This window comes from Butyrivibrio sp. VCB2006, from assembly GCF_000420945.1.
Lineage (GTDB): Bacteria > Bacillota > Clostridia > Lachnospirales > Lachnospiraceae > Butyrivibrio.
Genome location: NZ_ATVX01000006.1, coordinates 87675 through 109571, shown reverse-complemented (window position 1 = coordinate 109571; position 21897 = coordinate 87675). Strand labels below are relative to the sequence as shown.

At 41.6% G+C, this 21897-nt stretch carries 24 protein-coding genes; all 24 read right to left on the bottom strand.

From position 1 onward, the window contains the following. Window positions 1–13 precede the first annotated feature (13 nt). Window positions 14–406: a hypothetical protein gene (locus G613_RS0107705; protein ID WP_029232115.1), complete on the bottom strand. Its 393-nt coding sequence runs from the start codon at window positions 404–406 to the stop codon at window positions 14–16. Window positions 407–497: 91 nt separating this feature from the next. Then, window positions 498–2075 carry a DUF342 domain-containing protein gene (locus G613_RS0107700; RefSeq protein WP_029232114.1) on the bottom strand — a complete coding sequence of 526 codons (1578 nt, stop codon included), beginning with the start codon at window positions 2073–2075 and terminating at the stop codon, window positions 498–500. 20 nt (window positions 2076–2095) lie between these two features. After that, complete coding sequence (locus tag G613_RS0107695) at window positions 2096–2869, bottom strand: FliA/WhiG family RNA polymerase sigma factor (protein WP_029232113.1); 774 nt, start codon at window positions 2867–2869, stop codon at window positions 2096–2098. A gap of 26 nt (window positions 2870–2895) precedes the next feature. Beyond that, entirely contained in the window at window positions 2896–3285 is a 390-nt protein-coding gene (locus tag G613_RS0107690; RefSeq protein ID WP_029232112.1) for a hypothetical protein, read from the bottom strand. Continuing rightward, window positions 3282–3767 (bottom strand): chemotaxis protein CheD, encoded by a 486-nt coding sequence (locus G613_RS0107685; RefSeq protein WP_029232111.1) that lies wholly within the window; start codon window positions 3765–3767, stop codon window positions 3282–3284. Before G613_RS0107685 ends, G613_RS0107690 begins: the two co-directional genes overlap by 4 nt. A 15-nt stretch (window positions 3768–3782) precedes the next feature. Next, window positions 3783–4415 carry a chemotaxis protein CheC gene (locus G613_RS0107680; protein ID WP_029232110.1) on the bottom strand — a complete coding sequence of 211 codons (633 nt, stop codon included), beginning with the start codon at window positions 4413–4415 and terminating at the stop codon, window positions 3783–3785. Between the two features lie 14 nt (window positions 4416–4429). Further along, complete coding sequence (locus tag G613_RS0107675; protein WP_029232109.1) at window positions 4430–4918, bottom strand: chemotaxis protein CheW; 489 nt, start codon at window positions 4916–4918, stop codon at window positions 4430–4432. Between the two features lie 44 nt (window positions 4919–4962). After that, window positions 4963–7086, bottom strand: a complete 2124-nt coding sequence (locus tag G613_RS0107670) for a chemotaxis protein CheA (protein WP_029232108.1) — start codon at window positions 7084–7086, stop codon at window positions 4963–4965. A 140-nt stretch (window positions 7087–7226) separates the two neighbouring features. Next, the gene (locus G613_RS0107665) at window positions 7227–8297 is read right to left on the bottom strand and encodes a protein-glutamate methylesterase/protein-glutamine glutaminase (protein ID WP_029232107.1); all 1071 of its coding nucleotides are present in this window, start codon (window positions 8295–8297) and stop codon (window positions 7227–7229) included. Beyond that, entirely contained in the window at window positions 8298–9020 is a 723-nt protein-coding gene (locus G613_RS0107660) for a flagellar brake protein (RefSeq protein WP_029232106.1), read from the bottom strand. Between the two features lie 38 nt (window positions 9021–9058). Continuing rightward, window positions 9059–9988, bottom strand: a complete 930-nt coding sequence (locus tag G613_RS0107655) for a MinD/ParA family protein (protein WP_029232105.1) — start codon at window positions 9986–9988, stop codon at window positions 9059–9061. A gap of 11 nt (window positions 9989–9999) precedes the next feature. Continuing rightward, a complete protein-coding gene (gene flhF / locus G613_RS0107650; RefSeq protein WP_029232104.1) occupies window positions 10000–11265 on the bottom strand; it encodes a flagellar biosynthesis protein FlhF in 1266 nt (421 codons plus the stop codon). 1 nt (window position 11266) lies between these two features. Further along, the gene (gene flhA, locus G613_RS0107645; RefSeq protein WP_029674671.1) at window positions 11267–13324 is read right to left on the bottom strand and encodes a flagellar biosynthesis protein FlhA; all 2058 of its coding nucleotides are present in this window, start codon (window positions 13322–13324) and stop codon (window positions 11267–11269) included. Window positions 13325–13386: 62 nt separating this feature from the next. Next, complete coding sequence (flhB, locus tag G613_RS0107640; protein ID WP_029232102.1) at window positions 13387–14538, bottom strand: flagellar biosynthesis protein FlhB; 1152 nt, start codon at window positions 14536–14538, stop codon at window positions 13387–13389. Beyond that, window positions 14513–15298: a flagellar biosynthetic protein FliR gene (locus G613_RS0107635; RefSeq protein WP_029232101.1), complete on the bottom strand. Its 786-nt coding sequence runs from the start codon at window positions 15296–15298 to the stop codon at window positions 14513–14515. Before G613_RS0107635 ends, flhB begins: the two co-directional genes overlap by 26 nt. 17 nt (window positions 15299–15315) lie before the next feature. Further along, window positions 15316–15588: a flagellar biosynthesis protein FliQ gene (fliQ, locus tag G613_RS0107630; protein WP_029232100.1), complete on the bottom strand. Its 273-nt coding sequence runs from the start codon at window positions 15586–15588 to the stop codon at window positions 15316–15318. 21 nt (window positions 15589–15609) lie between these two features. Further along, window positions 15610–16524 carry a flagellar type III secretion system pore protein FliP gene (fliP, locus tag G613_RS0107625; protein WP_029232099.1) on the bottom strand — a complete coding sequence of 305 codons (915 nt, stop codon included), beginning with the start codon at window positions 16522–16524 and terminating at the stop codon, window positions 15610–15612. Then, window positions 16514–16861 (bottom strand): flagellar biosynthetic protein FliO, encoded by a 348-nt coding sequence (locus G613_RS0107620; protein WP_029232098.1) that lies wholly within the window; start codon window positions 16859–16861, stop codon window positions 16514–16516. Before G613_RS0107620 ends, fliP begins: the two co-directional genes overlap by 11 nt. A gap of 15 nt (window positions 16862–16876) precedes the next feature. Then, the gene (fliY, locus tag G613_RS0107615; protein WP_029232097.1) at window positions 16877–18112 is read right to left on the bottom strand and encodes a flagellar motor switch phosphatase FliY; all 1236 of its coding nucleotides are present in this window, start codon (window positions 18110–18112) and stop codon (window positions 16877–16879) included. A gap of 4 nt (window positions 18113–18116) precedes the next feature. Then, on the bottom strand, window positions 18117–19100 hold the full coding sequence (gene fliM / locus G613_RS0107610) for a flagellar motor switch protein FliM (RefSeq protein ID WP_029232096.1): 984 nt from the start codon (window positions 19098–19100) through the stop codon (window positions 18117–18119). A gap of 89 nt (window positions 19101–19189) precedes the next feature. Further along, the gene (locus tag G613_RS0107605) at window positions 19190–19729 is read right to left on the bottom strand and encodes a flagellar basal body-associated FliL family protein (protein ID WP_029232095.1); all 540 of its coding nucleotides are present in this window, start codon (window positions 19727–19729) and stop codon (window positions 19190–19192) included. Window positions 19730–19751: 22 nt separating this feature from the next. After that, window positions 19752–20585: an OmpA/MotB family protein gene (locus G613_RS0107600; RefSeq protein ID WP_029232094.1), complete on the bottom strand. Its 834-nt coding sequence runs from the start codon at window positions 20583–20585 to the stop codon at window positions 19752–19754. After that, entirely contained in the window at window positions 20585–21388 is an 804-nt protein-coding gene (locus G613_RS0107595; RefSeq protein ID WP_029232093.1) for a motility protein A, read from the bottom strand. Before G613_RS0107595 ends, G613_RS0107600 begins: the two co-directional genes overlap by 1 nt. A 111-nt stretch (window positions 21389–21499) precedes the next feature. Beyond that, window positions 21500–21658 (bottom strand): flagellar FlbD family protein, encoded by a 159-nt coding sequence (locus tag G613_RS19045; protein WP_196805045.1) that lies wholly within the window; start codon window positions 21656–21658, stop codon window positions 21500–21502. Window positions 21659–21897: the final 239 nt, after the last annotated feature.

Sequence of the window (21897 nt, the reverse complement as noted above, 5' to 3'; positions counted from 1 at the left end):
TACACTATTTCGGTCATATCTTCAAATCAAAACCCGAAGAAATGCTAAAATCAACCGGCTTTCCATTTCTGTCCAGTACGTGACCTGCAATTTTTTCCATTTTCTCAGCCGATAACTGCTTTTCTAAAATTGCGCTTTTTCCCTGACCGCCATGGTTCCCACGCCTATTGCGGCCGCCATCACCCATATACTCATTGCTCCCCTTTTCCTGAGCGTCAGAATTCAGTTCCCCCGAACCTACATCTTCCTTCTGAGTTACCTGGCTTCGCTGATTATCTACTTCCTGATTAAACTGAGCCTGGAAATTGCGTTGATCCATTAAAGGCCTTGCATCTTCTGCGGCCTTAATTGTACCGATCTCGCTGCTGGCAGCCATCACGCCAAAATCAATTCTGTTTATTGACATGGTAGACCCCTCCTTCCGGGCTTAATTATATCACGTAGCTCCTGAAATTTCTTCTCTATATTCTATTTATCGGCAAAATATTAGTAAAAAATTAGATTGGGGCCAATCTTACATCTCCTTCTTTTACAACAAATTTGCTATATTGAACGGGTTTTTTTACAATCATAGAAAGTTCACCGATATTTACGGTAGTTCCCGGGTATGCTGTACCCTCAACTATTACTTCTGCCTCCTTTTGCTCTGCAAGCTTTTCCATGAGAGCCGCATATTCCTCTGAATTATCCTGAATCTGTTGTGTAAGTGCCTTATTCATAGCAATCAGCTTTTGAACATTTGCTACCTGATCAGGCGAAAACTTTGCTCCGGCTTTGAGCATCTTAGAAAAGCCTTCAATAGTAGGCTTTATGCTTTCTAAATTTTTCTGGGCAGTCCCCATATTTTTTTGCAGCTCTTTTAGCCTAAGCTTAACCTGAGGATCAGCGCCTACCTCAATAATGGTATTTGCTCCCATTTCCGAGCCCAGGATCTTAGCTTGTATTTTGTCCGCAGCTATTACTTTTCCGCCGGCAATGAAACCTCTTTTACCGGTAACATTAATCTCAGTTCCTGATGTCACATTAGAATGAAGGATACATTCGCTGGTTATACCACCTGAAGCACTTAAAGTGGCATTTTCTATGAATTTAGCAATAATATTGCCACCGGCCTTTATAGTTCCGCCGGCTTTTGCTCCACATTCAAGAATAACATCCGCTCCGGCTTCAAGAGTAGCGCCTTCAACAATGCCTTTTACAACAATGTTACTTCCGGCCTTTACGCTAAAACCTGTTGCAATAACACCTTTTACAACAACGCTTCCTTCATAATCGATATTTCCGGTGGAAACATCAACATTCTCCACGGTCAGCACATCTGATACTGTAATCTTTCCCTCCTTAATGGTTACATGTCCTGACTTTTCCGCAGTTAATGTCATCTTATCTTCAGAAATAATAGTATTTTTGCCATATTTGATATAAGTGGACTTAACGGCCGCAGCTTTTATATTCTCGCCAAGAGTATTTATTCCCGGTTCGCCCGGAACTTCCGGATGAAGTGTCGCCAGTAGATCACCGGCATTAACATTATTTATGAGATTTAAGTTGTGATAATCTACACTTCCGTCTTCCCTAAGAGCCGGCTTTGGTCGAAGATTTGCATTGAAATGAAGCTCTACTTTGGCATTTTGTCCCTGTTTTACAGGCTTGCCCTGAGCTACCACAATTTCAGTACAGTATTGTCTATGCTGAAAGAACTCATGAATGGCCTCGTTCTGAATGCCGTACACTATTTTTCTGTAGGCAAGGGAATCCAGGACCTCTTTTTCCGTCATCAGCTCAGCACCTTCGGTTGGAGGGTAAAAAACAGCTGTGACAGTCATACGGTCTTTTGAGGATTCAAATTTACAGTATTCGCGCTCAGGCAAAATCTGAGCTTCTGTAAAAATAACCACCTCTTCGTCCTGATTGGTCACAGCTTCACTAATTTTCACAACATCATATTCTATTTTTTTGTCGTCAAGATAATCCCTGACTGTGTTTACCTCAAGCGGCAAACCTTCTCCAGTAGGCTTAAAGATTTTAATACCAGTACCGTGATCAGTTATAACCAGCTGAAAATAACCATTCATCTCATTATCCTCGATGTAAATTATCTTGAATATGTGAGTATTCCCAAATAATCACCCAGCTTATCTCTCATTTTCTGAAGAGCTTTGGTATGAAGCTGAGATACTCGTGATTCTGAAACCTCCAATACTTCGCTTATTTCCTTAAGTGTAAGTTCTTCATAGTAGTAAAGGAGAATAACCTTCTTTTCTTTGTCTGTCAGAGATTCCAAAGACTCTGCCAGCATCTTTTTAAGTTCTTCTTTTTCTATTGCTTCCTCAGGCTTAATAAAACCTGAGCTTCTGTTATTTGCATCTTCGGGGATATCAGATCCCTGATCCATAAATTCATTGAGAGAAACAACGCCGGTAACCTTCATCTGGTTCTGCCAGTTTGCGTATTCATCTTCTGAAATCTGCATTTTGGCTGCTATTTCAGCATCAGTTGCCACGTGGCCGCCATCTCTTTCAATCTCTCTGATCGCAGCTTCAATCTTTTTCTGTCTCTGCCTGATAGTTCTGGGTATCCAGTCCATTTTTCTGATCTGGTCAAGAATGGCACCACGAATACGAAGGCTTGCATAAGTTTCAAACTTAACATCCTTCATAAGGTCAAACTTATCAATTGCGTCGATCAGACCAAAAATACCATAGCCTACAAGATCATCGTACTCAACATTAAAGCCAAGGTACATACTAAGTCTGCCTGCAACAAGCTTAACCAGCGGAGCATACTCTAAGATCAGCTTTTCACGAACATCAGCTGACTTCGTATTATGATATTCTTCCCATAATTTACTTCTTGCTGCTTCATCCATGATCTAGTCCCCAAACATTTAGTATTTTAGAATAAAGGGGGATTTTCTTCCTCTTCAGGAACAACATTAAGGCCATCCCCAACCTCTGCACCTTCTGCTTCCATAGCTGCCCTGGCTTCTTCCTCAAGGCGTTTTGCCTCTTCAATTTCTGCCACGGCTTTTTCGTAGTTTATATCTACGAATTTGGTGATCATTTTTTCAACAATAAGACCGATTATAAGAAAAACCACTACAGAAGCACAAACAATAACAAACCAATCCCCCACTGGATAGCGCTGAAAGTACGTGAAAATCGCTATGATTGCAGTACTGCTTAGCACTATCAGTGGTGTGATCAGTTTAGTATTACATTTTTTTAATTCATCCACTGCAGTTGACTTTTTTTCTTCAACTACATTTTCGGTATCGGTACTCATATAATCTTCTCTGGCTTTCCAACCGCTCTGATTACAAAATTACCATTCTCGGGATAAAAAATAACTGTTCTTCCATAGGAATCGCCTGTATCCTGGGCCAAAACAGGAATGTTCATTTCTTTCAGCTTCTTGAGAGAAGCCTGAACATTTCTGTCTCCAACTCGCATAGTATTGTTATTTGTCTGAAAAGCAAACATCTGGGCTCCGCCTGCTATCTTGGCAACCAGCCTCGACCTGCTGGCTCCTTTTGCCACAATCTGTTTTATCAGCTCTTCTATGCCGGTATCTGCGAATTTAGGGATATTCGTATTATTTTTTATCTCAGTTGAGTCAGGCAACATTACATGTGCAAGTCCTCCGATCTTAGTGACCGGATCGCGAACGGCGATTCCAACACAGGACCCAAGTCCAAGTGTGGTGATGCCGTCGGGGCTAACACATATATTCAGATCAGCCATACCAACCTTTATAATTTGACTCATATGTCGCCCCTTCGCTTATACACCTATATCACTAATTCCCAGTGAAGAAAGAATCTTAGCATAACCATCAACATCAGGTAGCAGGATAAAGTACCCATTTAGCTTAAGTTCATCGAAAAACTGAGTCTCAATAAGAAGAATATTGTCTCCCATCATTCCGAACTGAATAGCAGGAACGCTTAAGATAGCGCCGGCCATATCAATAGCAACGAAAGGAATTGAAGGAACAAGCTTTAAATTGGTCATCATTGAAAGAGAATTAAGATAAGATCCAGTGATGATATTTCCAACTTCTTTCAGGGCTGAAAGCTCAACCTCATCAAAATCAGCATCTTCCGGCTTTGCCCCTGTTCCCATAAGCTTATCTACAAGATGTCTGGCTGCAGTTTTATTAAGCAGAAACATGATTGCACCATCGATATCTCCCTCTACTGCAAGATATATACCAGCCATTATCTGCTCAGCTCCGCCCATCATGTCCCCGACATCTTTGAAATCCAGAAGTCGAACCTGAGGAACAGCCATGTCTACCTTGGTTCCGATCATCTGAGCAAGAGCAGTCGTAGCATTCCCTGCACCAATGTTGCCCAGCTCTTTAAGTACGTCAAAGTACTGACTGGACAAATTGTCCAAACTCATATCACCCATTTTTTATCCTCCGATTAGCTAGCATTTGAAGCTTTTTCTTCCTTTTCAGAAACAACTGCTTCAAGATCAAGTATGGAAACAAGACCGCCATCGTAGTGTCCTACACCACTTACGAAAGAAGCATTTGTTTTTTGCTTCTTATCGTCATAACGCATCTTCTCGATATTGTTGGAATCCAGTGTCAATACTTGATTAACCTGGTCAACAATAATTCCCACAAGATCTCCGCCTTCGGTTTTAAGGATAATAATTCTGGATTTATTTGTGATCTCATCCTCAGTGAGTCCCATCTTCATTCTGACACTCATAACCGGAACGATCTCACCACGGATATTGATAACCCCTTTAAGATAATCATCTACCTTGGGAACACGTGTGATCTGCTGCATTCTAACGATATTGTCGATGAATTTGATATTAATTCCATATTCTTCGTCATCGATCTTGATAACAATATACTGAATAAGTTCGCCTACATCAGTAGTATCTCTAAGTTCATTCATTTCGCTCTTCTTCCTTTCTAAAAGTTAACGGACTATAGTAACTATCAGAAAATTGAGTTAGTATCAAGGATAAGTGCTATCTCACCATCGCCAAGAATTGTAGCACCGCTGATAAGTTTGCACTTGTTTGTATACTTGCCCAAAGGCTTAATAACGATTTCCTGCTGTCCCATAAGTTCATCAATTACAAGACCTGCAAGCTGATCACCCTTTCTGGCAATAACAACAACCATATCCTCATCGGGCTCTCTGGTTGATGTTGTATCAAGAACTTCGTTAAGTCTTACGAGAGGAAGTACGCTTCCACGAAGATTGATAACTTCCTTGTTCTCAACGAACTTTATGTCCTTAGGTGATACATCCTCGATACTCTGAATAGAATCAAGAGGAATAGCGTATTTTTCCTGACCGATGATTACCATCAAAGCCTGAATAATAGCAAGTGTAAGAGGAAGTCTGATTACCCATGTAGATCCTTCACCGAGCTTGGTCTTAACAGTAACTTCACCGGAAAGAGATTCTACTTTTGACTTAACTACGTCAAGACCAACACCTCTACCTGAAATTTCCGATACAACCTTGGCTGTAGAGAATCCCGGATGGAATAAGAGCTCTACACACTGCTTTTCTGTCAAAAGAGCTGCCTGCTCAGGAGTAACAACTCCCTTTTCGATAGCTTTATTCTTGACCGCTTCTGCATCGATACCATTACCATCATCGCCTACCTCGATAACAACGCTGTTACCATCCTGAAAAGCATGAAGGAAAATCTGTCCAACTTCCGGCTTGCCGCGCTGTGCACGAAGATCAGCATTCTCAATACCATGATCGGCACTGTTTCTGATAAGGTGCATCAAAGGATCGCCGATTTCATCAACAACGGTACGGTCCATTTCGGTATCTTCACCAGTCATCGTAAGTTCCATTTTCTTATTAAGAGTCTTATTAAGATCACGGATCATACGAGGGAATTTCTGAAGTACGCTCTCGATAGGAACCATTCGAACTTTCATAACTGACTCATGAAGGTTAGTGGTTACACTCTCAAGATATTCAATCTGCTCATTAACGTTGCCGTTACTTACGCCAGAAGTGTTTGCTGCAGAAATAAGCGAGTTCTTGGCAATGATAAGCTCAGATACAAGGTTCATGAGAACATCCAGCTTTTCAATATCAACACGAACTGTTCTGTTTACAACTGGCTTACCAACAGCTTTCTTGCCGCCTGCTGCTCCGGCATCTTTAGCTGCTGCAGGTGCAGGAGTATTAGCTGCAGGAGCTGCCGCAGGTGCTGCTGTGGGAGCAGGTGCTGCTTCAGCTGCCGGAGCTGCATCTTTATCTTCAGCAGGCTTAGCGCCACTTGGATCGAATTCTCCGATGTCGCAGCCTTCAACTTCAGAAACTGCTTTTACAATTTCTTCAATCTTTTCTTTTGATTCTTCAGTAATCAAAATAAGACTGAAGGAAAATTCAAATTTTTCGTCTTCAATATCCTGAGTATTAGGCTCGGAAACAGCGATCTCACCAATTTCCTCGAGACCTTTGAATACAAGGAAGCCTCTGGCAGCCTTAAGGATACAAGATTCCTGAATGTGTACAGTTACACCGTAAATCTTCTTTCCCTGAGCTTTCGCTTCCTCTAATGTAGATTTAACAGACGAATCAAGGCGAATTGCCCTATAATCCGAAGAGCCGTCGGCGCCCGGAGCCGGTCCGTCGCTTGCTGCCTCTGCTGCTGGAGCTGCTTCAGCTGCCGGAGCAACTGCAGCATCACCGCCGCCACCGCCGCCATTTCTAATATCCGCAAGGGATTTAATTATGTTCTGATGTTCTTCAGTACCTTCATCCTGATTCTCTGTAATATTATCAACATAGCCCTGAATAGCATCAAGACACTGAAGAAGTACATCGATATCAGCTGATTTGATCTTAATCTTACCTGCACGAACATCCGAGAATACATCTTCCATATCATGAGTAAGATTCTGCATTCTGGTATAGCCCATAGTTCCAGCCATACCTTTCATTGAATGGGCAGATCTGAAAATCTCATTAATACAATCTTCATTCTCAGGGTCCTGTTCAAGAACCATGATGTTGTCATTAAGAGACTGAAGATGCTCTTTTGCTTCATCAAGAAAGACACTTAGATACTGGGAAACATCCATAACCTATTTACCTCCATAAGAAAAGTGATAGATTCAAGAAATATACGTTATATCGCGCACTCTTGAATTTATTATCGGCTTTTTGAATGGAGGATTCAATTATAAGAAAATAAAGAAAAGATAAAAAAAGTTTTGTATCCTCAATTCACACCGACATGCATTATTATTTCCTGAGCAACGTTCTCAAGCTTTACAACCTGATTTACAAGCCCAGCTGTTGCTACTGCCTTAGGCATCCCGTATACAGTGCAGGTGCTTTCTTCCTGACCGATAACAAAAACTTTTTTCTTAGACTTTAGATTCTTGATTCCCTCTGTACCATCTGCTCCCATTCCTGTGAGTACAACACAACAAATCTCGTCGTAGTCGGACTCCATGAGAGACTCGTACATGAAGTTTGCACAGGGTCTGACACCTTCTCGTGTCGGACCATCCATATAGTGAATCGTGCTCTTCCCCCCACTTTTCACTATGTGCATATGCTTACCGCCTCGTGAAATATAGACGGTTCCGGGAGCAAGTACATCTCCCTCCGCAGCCTCTTTTACCTTTACCTCACTCAGAGAATCAAGTCTCTCAGCAAGGGAAGCAGTGAAGCCTTCAGGCATATGCTGTACCAGTACAACTGGTGTTCTCAGATTCTTAGGAAGCTTAGGAATAACCGACTGAAGCGCTCTTGGTCCACCGGTAGAACTTGCAATCGCTACAATCTTATTTCCTGTAATCTTGCTGCCAGATTTGCTGACCAGCTCAACTACTTTCTTAGTTTCCTTAACATCTTCAATTGAAAAGGCTTTTAGAGGAACAGGTGCTCTGGATTCAGCAACAGCTGCAAGAGTGTTGATGAAATGCTTGGCAAAATCTTCGCCTCTGCACTCAGAAGCCCTGTCTGGTTTATGAACGAAATCAAGTGCGCCCAGATCCAAGCAATCCATTGTGACCTTGGCACCTTCTTTGGTGTCGGTGCTGGCCATCATGACCTTTGCTTTGATCTTTTGCTTTTGAAGCTCCTTAAGCATCGTAATTCCGTCCATTCTAGGCATATTAATGTCAAGAACAACGGCATCATACGTATTCTTTTTAAGGAGTTCCAATCCTTCAATTCCGTCCTTAGCCTTATCAACCACCTGGAATCTTGAGTCTGAGTTAATGATATCACTGAGAACGGTTCTCATAAGTGCAGAGTCATCAATTAATAAAATTTTTCTCATTTACGTTTGCTTCTTTCTTATTTTTCGTTCTTCTTCAAAAATAAAGTGAATAATATCTTCTCTTGATGTCTCGTCTATATATATGTACTGAATTCTATGTTCAAATAGTCCCGGTCTGCTTTCAAGTTCACTGACTTTGAGGACTGTACATACCATTTCATACTCTTTATCGTTGGCGTTGCCCGGAAGTCTGTAGGAACAATAAATTGTACTTCCTTCCTCATATCTGAAGTTTGATACAAATCTAAGTCCGCCGCCGCTTATATCTACAACAACGCTTTTTTGCAATGAGGTCCCCGGATCAACCAGGTATTTCCTGTTCATTTCAAATGCTTCAAGCTCTTCAGCCGAGCATGGCCTTGATTTAAGTTCCAGAGCGCAACTAAATCTGTAATATTCACGTCTCTGTAATTTGGTAAGCTCGCTGGTCAGATCAAGCACCAGAATGTACATGTTATCGCTTCGATATCTGTCTACAATTCTGGAAAAGCATTGAAACAGCCCCTTGGGGCTATAAAAGCACAGGCTATACTCTCCATCAACAGGAAGCAGTACAAGACGACCCTTTTCATAAGGCATCAGCACCTCTATCCTGTCATCGGAAGTAATATCCATGACTTTACTCATATAAATATGTTTTGTTCTGGCATCCTCATCCATCCATATCTTGCCCGTTGCCTTGAGCTCGACACGGTTGCCGGGAGCAATATAATCAGCAAGCATTTATCGTATTTCTCCATTCCTTTATTGTTTGGAAAAGATCACGCCGGTAAATTTGGTGAACTGTTTAAAGTCTGAGTCGGTGTAGTGCTAAGCTTTCTTCCTGTAATAATATGTGAAAAGAATGCCGCCATACCTCTTTGTTTGATTTCTGCAGTATTGCCGGGATTCATAAGCTTATCCGCAATTGCTTCAAAAGCCTTCACAGACTTAGCGTTAGGATACTGTATTGAAACAGGTGACTGTTGCATAACACTCCTAGCCAGCATCTGATCCTGGGGAATAGCTCCCATATAAGTGAGGGGTAATTTCAAATATCTGGCAACTACTGCATTAAGCTTATTAAAAAGCTGTTGCCCCTCCTCATCAGACGATACTCTGTTGGATACAACCTTAACCTTGGTATCCTCTCTTGAAAACCTCGGCGACTGATTAAGAGCTTTTAAAAGAGAATACGAATCCGTTATGGATGTTGGCTCAGGGGTAGTCACAAGTATAACTTCACCGCTTGCAACCAAAAATTCCATAACTGCATCAGAAATTCCGGCACCTGTATCAATAATTATTACATCTGCAATAGCATCAAGCTCCGCAAGGTTAACAATGATATATACAAGGTAATCCCTGCTAAGATTATACATTCCGGAAATACCTGAACCACCTGAAATGAATCCTACTCCCTCAGGTCCCCAGGTTATGATATCTTTAATATTTTTTCCCTGATAAATAAGATCACACAAATTGTGCTTGGGAACAGTTCCAAACATAATCTCAATATTGGCAAGACCAAAGTCCGCATCGAGAATTATAACTCTTTTCCCCATCTTGCGGAACTGAATTGCAAGATTTATAGCAACATTGGATTTGCCTACGCCGCCCTTACCACTTGTCACAGTGATTATTCTGGCTAGTGGCCTTTGGGGCTTATTCGTATTCTTAATAATATTACGTAGCTGTTGCGCCTGATCCATAAAGTCCCCCGTTAACTTTTTCCACCCAAAAGATTCTTAACGATACGCTGCGCATCGAATATGGCGATATCATCAGGGACATTTTGCCCGTTGGTAATGTAGGCAACCGGTGCTCCGGTATGCATTCTGACATTATACAGGTTACCCTTTGCCCCGGTTTCGTCCATCTTTGTAAAGATAAGCTTGTAGGCAACAAGCTCTGAGTAAGAATCAGCAATCTCTATAAGATCTCTATACTTGGTAGTAGCTGAAAGAACAAGATAGTTTTCGCAGTCCATAAGATCCTCAAGAGTTCTGATATATGCCTCTATATCATTCTTGAGTTCGTCGTTGTGCTGAGAATGGCCTGCTGTATCAACCATAATGTAGTCATAATCTTTGAAATCCTCAGCTACCTGTTTCATCTCCTCTACAGAATAGATAACCCTAAATGGTATCTCGAGAATTGAAGCATAAGTACGTAACTGTTCTGCAGCTGCAATTCTATAGGTATCTACTGTTACAAGTGCTACTTTTTTCTTTTGTGTGACAGAAAGCTCTGATGCAAGCTTGGCAATTGTTGTGGTCTTACCGACACCGGTAGGTCCTATGAAGATTTCAGCCCTTGGCCCCTGCCCATGTTCTATTGGTTCGATAGGCTCGGATTTACCAAACTTAAGAACCATTTTCTGATATACATTTGCAAGTGCAAAATCAAACGGCATTCCGGGCTTACTGATCTTTTCAACCTCATCTGTAAGCTGGTTTACGTATATCTCATCTACTTCATTTTCTATAAGAGTATTATACAACAATTTAATAAAGGACATTGCTTCATCGGAAATATCTGATTTAGCCGGGTCGCTCTTTAAAGCCTCTTTTGAAGTGTCAGAAGCCTTGTCCTTAATATCATCCTTCTCGCTAAACTTGATATTTTTCTCAAGAAGCGAACTAAGATTATCAAGTTTTTCTTCGATGGCACTACCCTCATCGATGATATCGGGAGACTTATTTACCTTTATAACAGGTTTAACAGTATCTACCTGGCTTCCCTCAACCAAAGGATTTCTTCCGACAGGCCTTGAATTTCTGTCAGGAGTAAGTGTCCTTGTGACAGGTCTTTCCGTCTCTTCCTCAAGGGCTACCGTCACCTCGATTTTTTGTGCCTGGAAAAGAGCTAAAAAGCCGTTCTTTTTAAGAGGCCTTACATTCATCACTACAATATTCTGCCCCAATTCCTTTTTAGCTTCCTGTGTTGCCTCACTCTCAGTTTTTCCAACATACTTTTTGATAATCATATTAAGCCGTTACCATCCCCACAGATTGTAATTCTATATTAGGTTCCACTTCGTTGTAAGAAATCACAATCAAATCTTTGTAGTAATCCTCAGTCATCTTCTTAAAGTACATTCGTACAATAGGCGATGCCATGATGATTGCAAGCCTTCCAGCGTCTTCAAGTTTCCTTACCTGTTCCCCAACAGCATTAAGGATTGCTTTGGTTCTTGCAGGATCAAGAGTAAGATAAGCGCCTGTTTCTGTCTGCTTGACGCTACTCATAATTTCCTGCTCTATCTTAGGATCCAGTGTAACAACGCTGGTAGTCTCCCCTGGCATAAAGTACTTACTGGATATTGCACGCTTCAGACTCTGTCTGACGTACTCCGTGAGAATATCGGGATCACGAGTAGATGGCGCAAAATCAGCAAGGGTTTCAAATATAGTAACAAGGTCTCGGATAGACACACCCTCTTTTAACAGGTTCTGAAGAACCTTCTCTATTTCGCCGAGGCTCATAAGCTTAGGCACAAGCTCGTCCACCAGGGCCGGGTGATTTTCCTTAAGGTTATCAACAAGATTCTGAACATCCTGTCTGGTCATAAGCTCAGAAATATGTTCTCTGATAATCTCGGTAAGATGTGTAGCAATGATTGACGGTGGATCAACAACCGTATAACCCAGGCTCTCAGCTCTTTCACGCTGGCTTTCCGTAATCCAGATAGCCGGCAGGTGGAAGGAAGGCTCAAATGTTGGAATACCAGTAATTTCATCCTCAACATGCCCCGGATTCATAGCCATATAGTGGTCAAACAGGATTTCGCCATCACTTACCTGTATACCTTTAATTTTAATGATATATTGATTAGGATTCAACTGAATATTATCTCTCAGTCGAATGATTGGAACCACAGTACCAAGCTCCAAAGCAACCTGGCGTCTTATCATAACAACTCGGTCAAGCAGGTCTCCACCTTGATTAACATCGGCAAGAGGAATGATTCCGTAACCAAATTCAAGCTCAATAGGATCCACCTGCAAAAGAGATGTGACATTCTCCGGTTGCCTGATTTCTTCAGCCTGTTGCTCTTCCGGTGCTGCCACCTCAGCCTCTGTAGAAACCTCTTCTATAGTCTGGGAAGTGATTCTTCCCATAAGGATAAAGGCTGCTCCGAATGTGACATATAGCACGGTTGGAAGTGGAGATAAAATACCAAGACCTGCCACTACGCCTCCAACAAGGTAAAGTGTCTTGGGCATTCCAAAGAGCTGCTTGATAAGAAGGTGTCCAAAATCCGCTTCTTTTGAACCCTTAGTAACAAGGATACCTGTTGACATTGAGATCATAAGGGATGGGATTGAACTTACAAGGCCATCACCCATAGTCAGGATTGAATAGGTGTTAATTGCAGTATTAACATCCATGCCCTTTCTAAGTACCCCCATGGCAATTCCGCCAATAAGGTTTGTTGCTGTAATAATTAGGCCTGCTGTCGCATCTCCCTTAACATACTTGGTAGCACCATCCATGGCTCCGAAAAAGCTGGCTTCTTCCTGAATCTTATCACGCCTTGCCTTAGCTTCGGCATCCGTGATAGCTCCCGTATTAAGGTCCGCGTCGATAGCCATCTGTTTACCTGGCATAGCATCGAGTGTGAATCTGGCACTTACTTCTGCGACTCGCTCAGAACCTTTGTTGATGACCATCAGCTGAACGATAATAAGGATTACATATACAATTGCTCCTACAATCAGATCGCCTCCGCCTACAAAAGTACCAAATACTGTAATAACTTCTCCGGCGCTTCCTTCTGTCAGGATAAGTCTCGTGGACGATACATTAAGGGCAATTCTGAAAATAGTTGTAAACAACAGGATTGTTGGGAAAAATGACATTTCCAAAACATCTGTTGCAAACATAGCAGTAAACATGATCACAAAAGAAAGGGACATATCAAAAGCAAGCAAAATATCAAGTATCCAGTCCTTGAGAGGAATGATCAGCATTACAATTGCTGCAACAATATAAAGAGCAAGACCATAGTCATATACGCGGTTAATGATCTTCTTTTTATCCATAATCAGTCCTCCTTCCCTAGGATTTTCAATACTTTACGCAGTATGTAAATATCTAAGCCATACTACGCCTTGCCCTTAAGGTGATATACATAAGCAAGAACTTCCGCAACCGCCTTATAGAGCTCGGGAGGAACCATCTCTCCAATTTCCACGTTGGCATATAGCATTCTGGCAAGTGGCTTATTTTCTACAATCTCGACATTATGCTCCTTGGCTACTTCCTTGATCTTCTGAGCCACATAGTCAGCGCCTTTGGCTACTACTATAGGAGCATCCGCCTCATCTGCGTCATATCTTATGGCAACCGCATAATGAGTAGGGTTCGTAATTACTACATCAGCCTTAGGAAGCTCCTGCATCATACGTCTTCTTGATGCCTGCATCATTCGACGCTTCTGAGCAGATTTAACTTCAGGATTTCCTTCAGTATTCTTATACTCATCCTTAACTTCCTGTTTGGTCATCATCATATCTTTGTGGAACTTGCGCCTCTGGTAAATTAGATCTGCAAAGGCAATGACCATATAGGCAGCAGCAATTCTGATTCCCAGATCAATGATAAAACTTCCCATAAGGCCAATGGCTTGTTTAAGCGGAATATCATACAGCAGGAAAATAGATTCCTGTCTGTCACTGAAATACGAAATAATCACAATAGCCATTACAGCCAGTTTGAGAAGTGACTTGATAAGTTCAAAAATCTTTCTTGTTGAAAAGATCTTTTTCATACCGCTTATGGGATTAAGCTTGGAAAGCTTAGGCTGAAGCGGCTTGCTGGTAGGTTTAAATCCCACCTGCACAAGGTCACAAATAAAAGCAATTAAAAATCCAATAATAAGAAATGGCGCACATATAAGAAGAACCGTAAGGAGCGCATTATTTACAAGAGCTCGGATTGATTGAATCGGCAGGTGTCCGTCATACATCCTGGCCACATACGGAATGTTGTTATATACCCTTCCGAATACAGCCTCGAAGTTTTCAGCCATGAAACCATAACCAAACCTCAGAATCAGGAAAAAAGCTAGCAGAGAAAAAGCTGTTGCCACCTCCTGACTCTTGGCAACCTGACCTTCTTTTCTGGCATCGTCAAGCTTTTTGCCGGTAGGTTCCTCAGACTTCTCAGCACCGTTGGCATCTTCAGCAAAGAACTGAAGGTTATATGGAATTATAAGTTTAATATCAGCATCAGCTGCTCTGTAAACTGTATACAAAATCTTCCATAAGCTCCTTCATATTGATAAAAACGAAATTAGATGCGTCATTAAGCATTGTTACGGTAATAAACATAATTAAAAGTCCGACAATGATCTTTATCTGAATACCTACAGCGAACATATTCATCTGAGGTGAAACCTTGGCCAGTACACCAAGTATTACGTTGGTAATAAATGTAATGATAAAGATCGGAAGGCATATTCTGAATCCAATTACGATATAATCTCTTAAAAATCCGATTATTGAGGCAAGAAGCCTGTCAGAATTTATTACTGCCCCATTTATCGGGATCAGATAAAAAGTATCTGCCAAAGCCTTTAAAATGTACTGATACATTCCTGTAAGTATCAGCATCATGGTCAACACCTGTGAATATAAGCTTCCGGTAATTGTTACCTGTTCATTGGTATTAGGATCAAATATGTTGACCATAGAAAGACCAATCTGCATATCAACTACGGTTCCTGCAAAAGATGCAATCAGCTGACAAATCTGAACTGCATAACCTATAAGAAGGCCAGCCAATACTTCTTTTAACACTATTACCGTATAACCTATTATGGTGTTATATGAAGGTGCCTCAAAAGGAACTGCACCATATAACATAATTGAAAGAAGTAGTCCGAATCCGATTTTCACAAGGTTGGGCGATTGTCTTCCTCCAAAAAAGGGTGCAACATAGATAAAACTCATTACCCTTACCACTATAAGGAGAAAAACCTCCAAATCCCCATAACTAAAGTTGTAATCAAGCATGAAAGCCCCCTTAAATCCTAGCGAACATACTTGGAAAAATCAGACCACAATGTGGTGATAAAGCCTGATAACTCTGTAGCCATCCAGTTTCCCATGAGCATGATCATCATAAACACTGCCAGAACCTTAGGTACAAATGTAAGGGTCTGCTCCTGAATTGATGTAACGGTCTGGAAAATAGAAATAACAAGTCCGATAATCATGGAGGTCAAAAGTACAGGGATTGAAATTTTAATAACCATAAAAAGCGCGGAACTTACAATCTGATTGATTTCACCAATTGTAATCATGTACTCATCCTCCTCTCATGCTTAGTAAAAAGACTTAACCAGGTTACCGATAATAAGGCTCCATCCATCTGCCAGTACAAACAAAAGAATCTTAAATGGCAGGGAAATGGTAGTCGGCGGCAGCATCATCATACCCATACTCATAAGGACTGATGCCACAACCATGTCTATAACAATAAACGGAATGTATATCATAAATCCGATGATAAACGCTGTTCTAAGTTCGCTGACAATAAAGCTTGGGATAAGTACTACATTAGGAATACTATCAAGTTCCCCATCCCACTCTATTCCGTCAATATCCATAAAAAGAATTACGTCTTTTTTCTGGGTCTGACCATACATAAACTGCCTGAAAGGCTGCATGGCTTCATCAAAAAACTCTTTCTGGTCCATCTCTCCGTTTTCAAACGGAATTACAGCATCGTTATACACAGTAGTTAACGTTGGCTGCATTATAAAAAGAGTCATAAACAAAGCTATCCCAATCATTACCAGGTTTGGTGGCGATGTTTGGGTACCAATGGCTGTTCTCGTGAAATGAAGTGCAACGATGATTCTTGTGAAAGAAGTCATCATCACTAAAAGTGTTGGTGCTAGGGAAATAAGCGTTAAAGTGATAAGAATCCTGAGGGCACCATTAAGAGAACCATTACCATTGTCGTAGGTTATCGTTACAGTATTTGCAATGTTGAGTTCCTTAAGGTCCTCCGGATCCTCGCTAGAACCAGGCTCGTTAATATTGGTCCTCTCTCCTTGAGTACCGGTCAAATGACTTTCTGTATCGGTGGTAGGATCAGTGGGCGTGGTATCAGATATTACGTTTTGTGTTGCGTAGGAAGTAACAGGAGAAGCTATTAAAATTATGAAAGCAAGGCCAAAAGATAAAGCTAATACAGCAAATATCCTGGCGATTCTAAACCCCTTATTTTCCATTACCCTTTTTCTCACCCTTTATTTTGTCAAAAATCTCTTTAAAGCCAAGGTTTTCTCCTGACTGCGTCTCAGGAACCAGTTCATCCGGATTTACCTCCCCCAGATTAGTAACCTGATCTCCTGAAACAGCAATCGAAATATATTTCTCTCCAATACGAATAATCTGAATGTATTTATTTGTAGCTATCTTGCAGGTATCAATTATTTCTATGTTCTTACTTGAAGCAGACCCCTTCTGGTAATTTGCCATCCATTTTGTAACGTACAAAGTAATGCCAAGCACCAGAACAAAGATTATTAAAACCGAAATAAACTGTAAGTAAGAATCAAGTCCCATAATTTCCCCAAAGCGTTACTGAACAATCTCAGTTACACGAACGCCAAAACTTTCTTCGATAACTACAACTTCTCCTTTGGCTACAAACTTACCGTTTACAAGAACGTCAACAGGTTCACCTGCAACCTTATCAAGCTCTATGATCGTACCCGGTGCAAAGTCAAGAATATCAGCGATAGGCTTAGCTGTGCGTCCAAGTTCAACCGTAACTTCAAGTGGAACATCCTTGATGATACCGATGTTTTCTCCGCCTGCCATGATGGTCGTACCACCTGCAAAATTCTGGAACTGAGCAGGCTGGATATTCATATTCATCATCTGTGGCATCATCTGCATCTGAGGCATAGACATACCCATCTGAGGCATTCCCATACCCATCTGAGGCATTCCGCCCATCATGCTCGGATCCATCTGCGGCATTGCTCCGGCAGCAGCATCCGGTGCAGGAGCAGGAGCCGGTGCAGGTGCGGGTGCAGGCTCGGGAGCCGGTGCAGCGTCGCCGCCACTATCACCTGTGATAACCGTATCCTTCAAGGTCTTAGCAAAATCTATAGGATACAACTGCATAAGTGTTGAATCCACAAGATCACCGACCTGCATCTTAAAGGAAATCCTTACAAAGGTTCCTGTCAGGAAGTCGGCAATATCAGAAGGATCGTCATTGATCATATCAAGAAGTGTTGCCTGTGGCGGGCTGATATCTACCTTCTGATTGATCATTGTAGAAAGAGATGTGGCAGCAGCACCCATCATCTGGTTCATAGCTTCTGAAATAGCAGAAAGCTGAAGCTCACCAATCTCTCCCTCTGTATTAGTACCATCACCGCCCATCATAAGGTCAGTGATTACCATTACATCATGCTCTTTAAGAATAAGGATGTTGGTTCCGTCAAGACCTACCGTGTACTTAATCTGAATAAATACACAGGGCCTCTCGTAGTTGTTAATAACAGTCTCCCAGGTTGCAAGTTCTACCTGAGGTGTAGTGATATTAACCTTCTGGTTAACAAGGGAATACAGCGTTGTTGCTGATGATCCCATACTGATATTGGCAACCTCACCAATAGCGTCCTTTTCTGAATCTGTCAAAAGAGATTCATCAATAACGCCTCCTCCAACAGGTGTTGCAGCAGCTGCATCATCAGTAGCCGGTGCATCTGCAGGAGCATCTCCGCCGGCGTCGCCACCACCAGAACTATCCATTCCGGCTAGCAAAGCATTAATTTCATCTTGTGATAACATTCCATCCATGCTGCTACTCTTCCTCCTCTCTTACAACCGATGTTATTCTCACGGCATATTTATCTTTGGCAGTACCGGGTAATGCAGTAAATTTATAAATATTCCCAACATAGACCTGCATATCTGTATTAACTCTGTTATCAAGCCTAATTATGTCTCCGGCCTGCAAATGAACAAAATCACTTACCGAAACATTACACTTACCAAGAATTGCTTTAACGGGAACATCAACTCTTTTAACCATGCTCTCAAGTGTGTCTTCATAGTCCTCATCAGCGTTCTTCTGCATAGTAGAGAACCAGAATTTGGTATTCAGCTTATCCATGACAGACTCAAGTGTGAAGTATGGAAGACAGACATTCATAAGTCCTTCCGTCTCACCAATCTTGATATTAAGTGTTACGATAGCGATCATATCTGTAGGAGAAATAACCTGCGCAAACTGCGGATTCGTCTCAATTCTCTCCATAACCGGATTGATGGCTACAACGTTCTGCCAGGGCTCAACCATAAGCTGCATGCATATGGTTACAAGCTTTTCTATAAGTGGCATCTCAATGTCAGTGAAGGGTCTTGGTTTATCTAAGGTTCCTCCTTCACCTCCCAGCATTCTGTCAATAAAGGAAAAACCTATATTTGCCTGTAGTTCCAGAATGATAGTTCCCTGCAGAGGCAGGAAATTGATAACACCGAGAATTACAGGATTGGACAACGCATTACTAAACTCCGAATAAGTTACAGTCTCAGAGTTAGCTACCGAAACCTGGACGTTTTTACGCAGGTACAAAGGAAGCGTTGTAGACAAAAGTCTTCCGTAATGTTCGTAGATCATTTCAAGAGTACGCAAATGCTCTTTTGAGAACTTGGCGGGACGCTTAAAGTCATAGTCTTTGACTTTTTTTTCGTCCGCGGCTTGCATTTGATCTACGTCCAGCTCACCTGTACTGAGTGCTGCCAGCAGACTATCTATTTCATTTTGTGACAGGACTTCACTCAATCTTTTCTCCTCTCTCCCAAAGCTGTTTTACATTCGAGATAAAAAGAAACAGCTAAAAGAACATAAATTATTTCTTATCCGGCTCTTAATTACTGATACAGAACAGAGCTGAATGTTACGTCATAGATAAAGTTTGAATTATAAAGCTCCTGTACTTCCTCAAGAATCTTTTCTCTTGCAGGAGTGTCGTCAGCCTGAAGTTCTTCCAAAGTGTAAGAAGAAAGTGTATTTGTGATCTTACCCTTGATAAGATCCTTCATTCCTGAAAGGGCTTCCTCAGTTCCAAGAGTTGCATAATCTGCGCTTGCTGTATTCATGGAGAATACTACTTCAACCAGCATATAATGAGACTTGCCATCAGAGCCTGGCTTTAAGTTAATGGTAAGCTGATCATCACCGGTAAATCCAAAGGTCGCAATATTGGAAACGCCAACATTTCCTGAAGCAGAACCGGAGAAGCCACCGGTATTTCCGCCATTTGCCTCAAGTTCTAGAGCTGCAGCAATATCAGAAATCAGCTTGGCTGTCTGTGAATTTGTGGTCATAACACTCAGCATCATGAAACTTGTCATGCCGATATTAACCACAAGAAGTGCAAGAATGATGATTGATAGCAAGTTCTTTTTCATTTTCTTTTGTCCCCTTCACAATTTAATAATTTGCACTAAGCGGATTGTAAATCTTGATCTCAACTCTTCTGTTTCTGGCTCTTCCCTCATCAGTAGAGTTATCAGCTATTGGATCATATTCGCCTCTTCCTGTATGAATAAGCTTGGCTGGATCAAGATTAGTGTTTTCTACAAGGTAATTGAATACTGAAAGTGCTCTTCCGGAACTAAGTTCATCGTTGTTACTGTATTTTCCACCGGAGGACATAGGAACATTGTCGGTATGTCCTTCAATATCTACTGTTCCGCCTGCGTAGGTCTCAAGAATCTGTCCTACCTTATCAATAACCGGAATCGCATCCTCTTTAATATCAACTTTACCTGAGTCAAAAAGAATTGAACCCTGGATTGTTAACTGTACAAACTGGCTGGTGTAGTTAAGGGAAACAACATCTTCTATATCTCCCTCATCCAGTTCTGCCTGAATCTGCTCTGCAAGTTTTTGAGATGCTTCAAGCTGTTCAGCCTCCGCGGCTTCCATCAGCTCTTTTTCATTCATCTCGCCTACAGCATCTCTTTCCTCATCAGCATCGTCTCCTGCCTGAGCAAGACCCATTGAGGTGACATAAGAAGAAAGTTCAGTCAGCTGCGAAACACCATCGCCAATGAGAGCTCCTTTTCCTATAGCCATCTCACCACCTGAGAAAATACTGAATGCCGAGCTAAAAGAAGCAGCAACTTCCTCAAATTTAGCGGCATCCATACTAGCCATAGAGAACAACAATACGAAGAAACAAAGAAGCAGATTCATCAGGTCTCCGAATGTACCCTGCCACGCCGGCAAGCCAGGTTTTATTTCTTCTGGTTTCTTTGCCATTATTCGCCGCCTCCATCGCCGGAACCATTTTCAGCTTCATATGCTGCTCTATCAGCAGGTGACAAGAAGGATTTAAGCTTTTCTTCTGTTACACGAGGGTTTTCTCCGGCCTGAATAGAAAGAAGACCCTCTATGACAATACTCTTAGCCATGTATTCAGCATTATCTCTGGCTTTAAGTTTGTTTTCTGCGGGATAACAGAACCAGTTCGCAAGAACTGATCCATAGAAAGTTGTGATCAAGGCAACCGCCATGGACGGTCCGATAGATGAAGGATCTGACATGTTCTGAAGCATCAGAACCAGACCAAGAAGGGTTCCGATCATTCCCCAGGAAGGACCCATACCGGCTAGATCGCCAAAGAAAGAATAGTTAGATTTATGTCTCTCGGACATGGCATCAATTTCTGCCTCCAGGATGCTCTTAACAAGTTCTGGCTCAGTACCATCTACGATAAGGCCAACGCCCTTTTTCATGAAAGCATCTTCAAGGTTACCAGCTGCTTCTTCCAGCGCAAGAAGACCTTCCTTACGAGCTGTGTTGGAAAGATCGATGATCTGTTTGATAGTACCTTTTGTATCATCAGTAGGCATCTTATAAATTAAAGTATAAGACTTAAGACCGTTTATAAAGCTCGGCATACTTCTGGAAGCCAAAACCGCCATAAGCGCTCCACCGAATGTGATCATCGCAGAAGGAGCATCCAGGAAGTACTGAACACCGGAAATACCGGCTGAGAATACGATACTGAGGATCATGAATACGAAACATAATCCGACACCAAGCAATGACGCAATATCCACAACATATACCCCTTTCGTACTTTATAGTGACACAAAATACCATAAGAAAATCGCAGTACCTAGTGCATATAAACTATCCCCCGATATATATGCACCAAACTTCCAGCAAGGTTACCCTTCCTGGAGCATATTATAAATTTCTTCAAGGCTCTCCTTCACAAGGAGTTTCTTACCACCGCCTAAAAAGATAACAGTATCCGGATTAGCTTCCACAGTCTGGATATTCTGTACATTCACAAGAATCTTCCTTGTGTCTAGTTTGGTTAACATCAAAACAGTCTTCTGCATAGGCTCGATAATTTCACTTTTTACAATTATTTCACTAGCGCTTGAAATTTTGTTTCCACTTGAATTAATTTTACCACATTACGTTCATGTTATCTGTAAGTTTTGTTCACATTTTAGTCATATTTGGAGTATAATTTCAATTCCGTTAATGCTATTTGAAATTATGTTACAAAAATACTACTTTTTGCATTTGTTTTGTGATATTTGTTCGTATAACTACA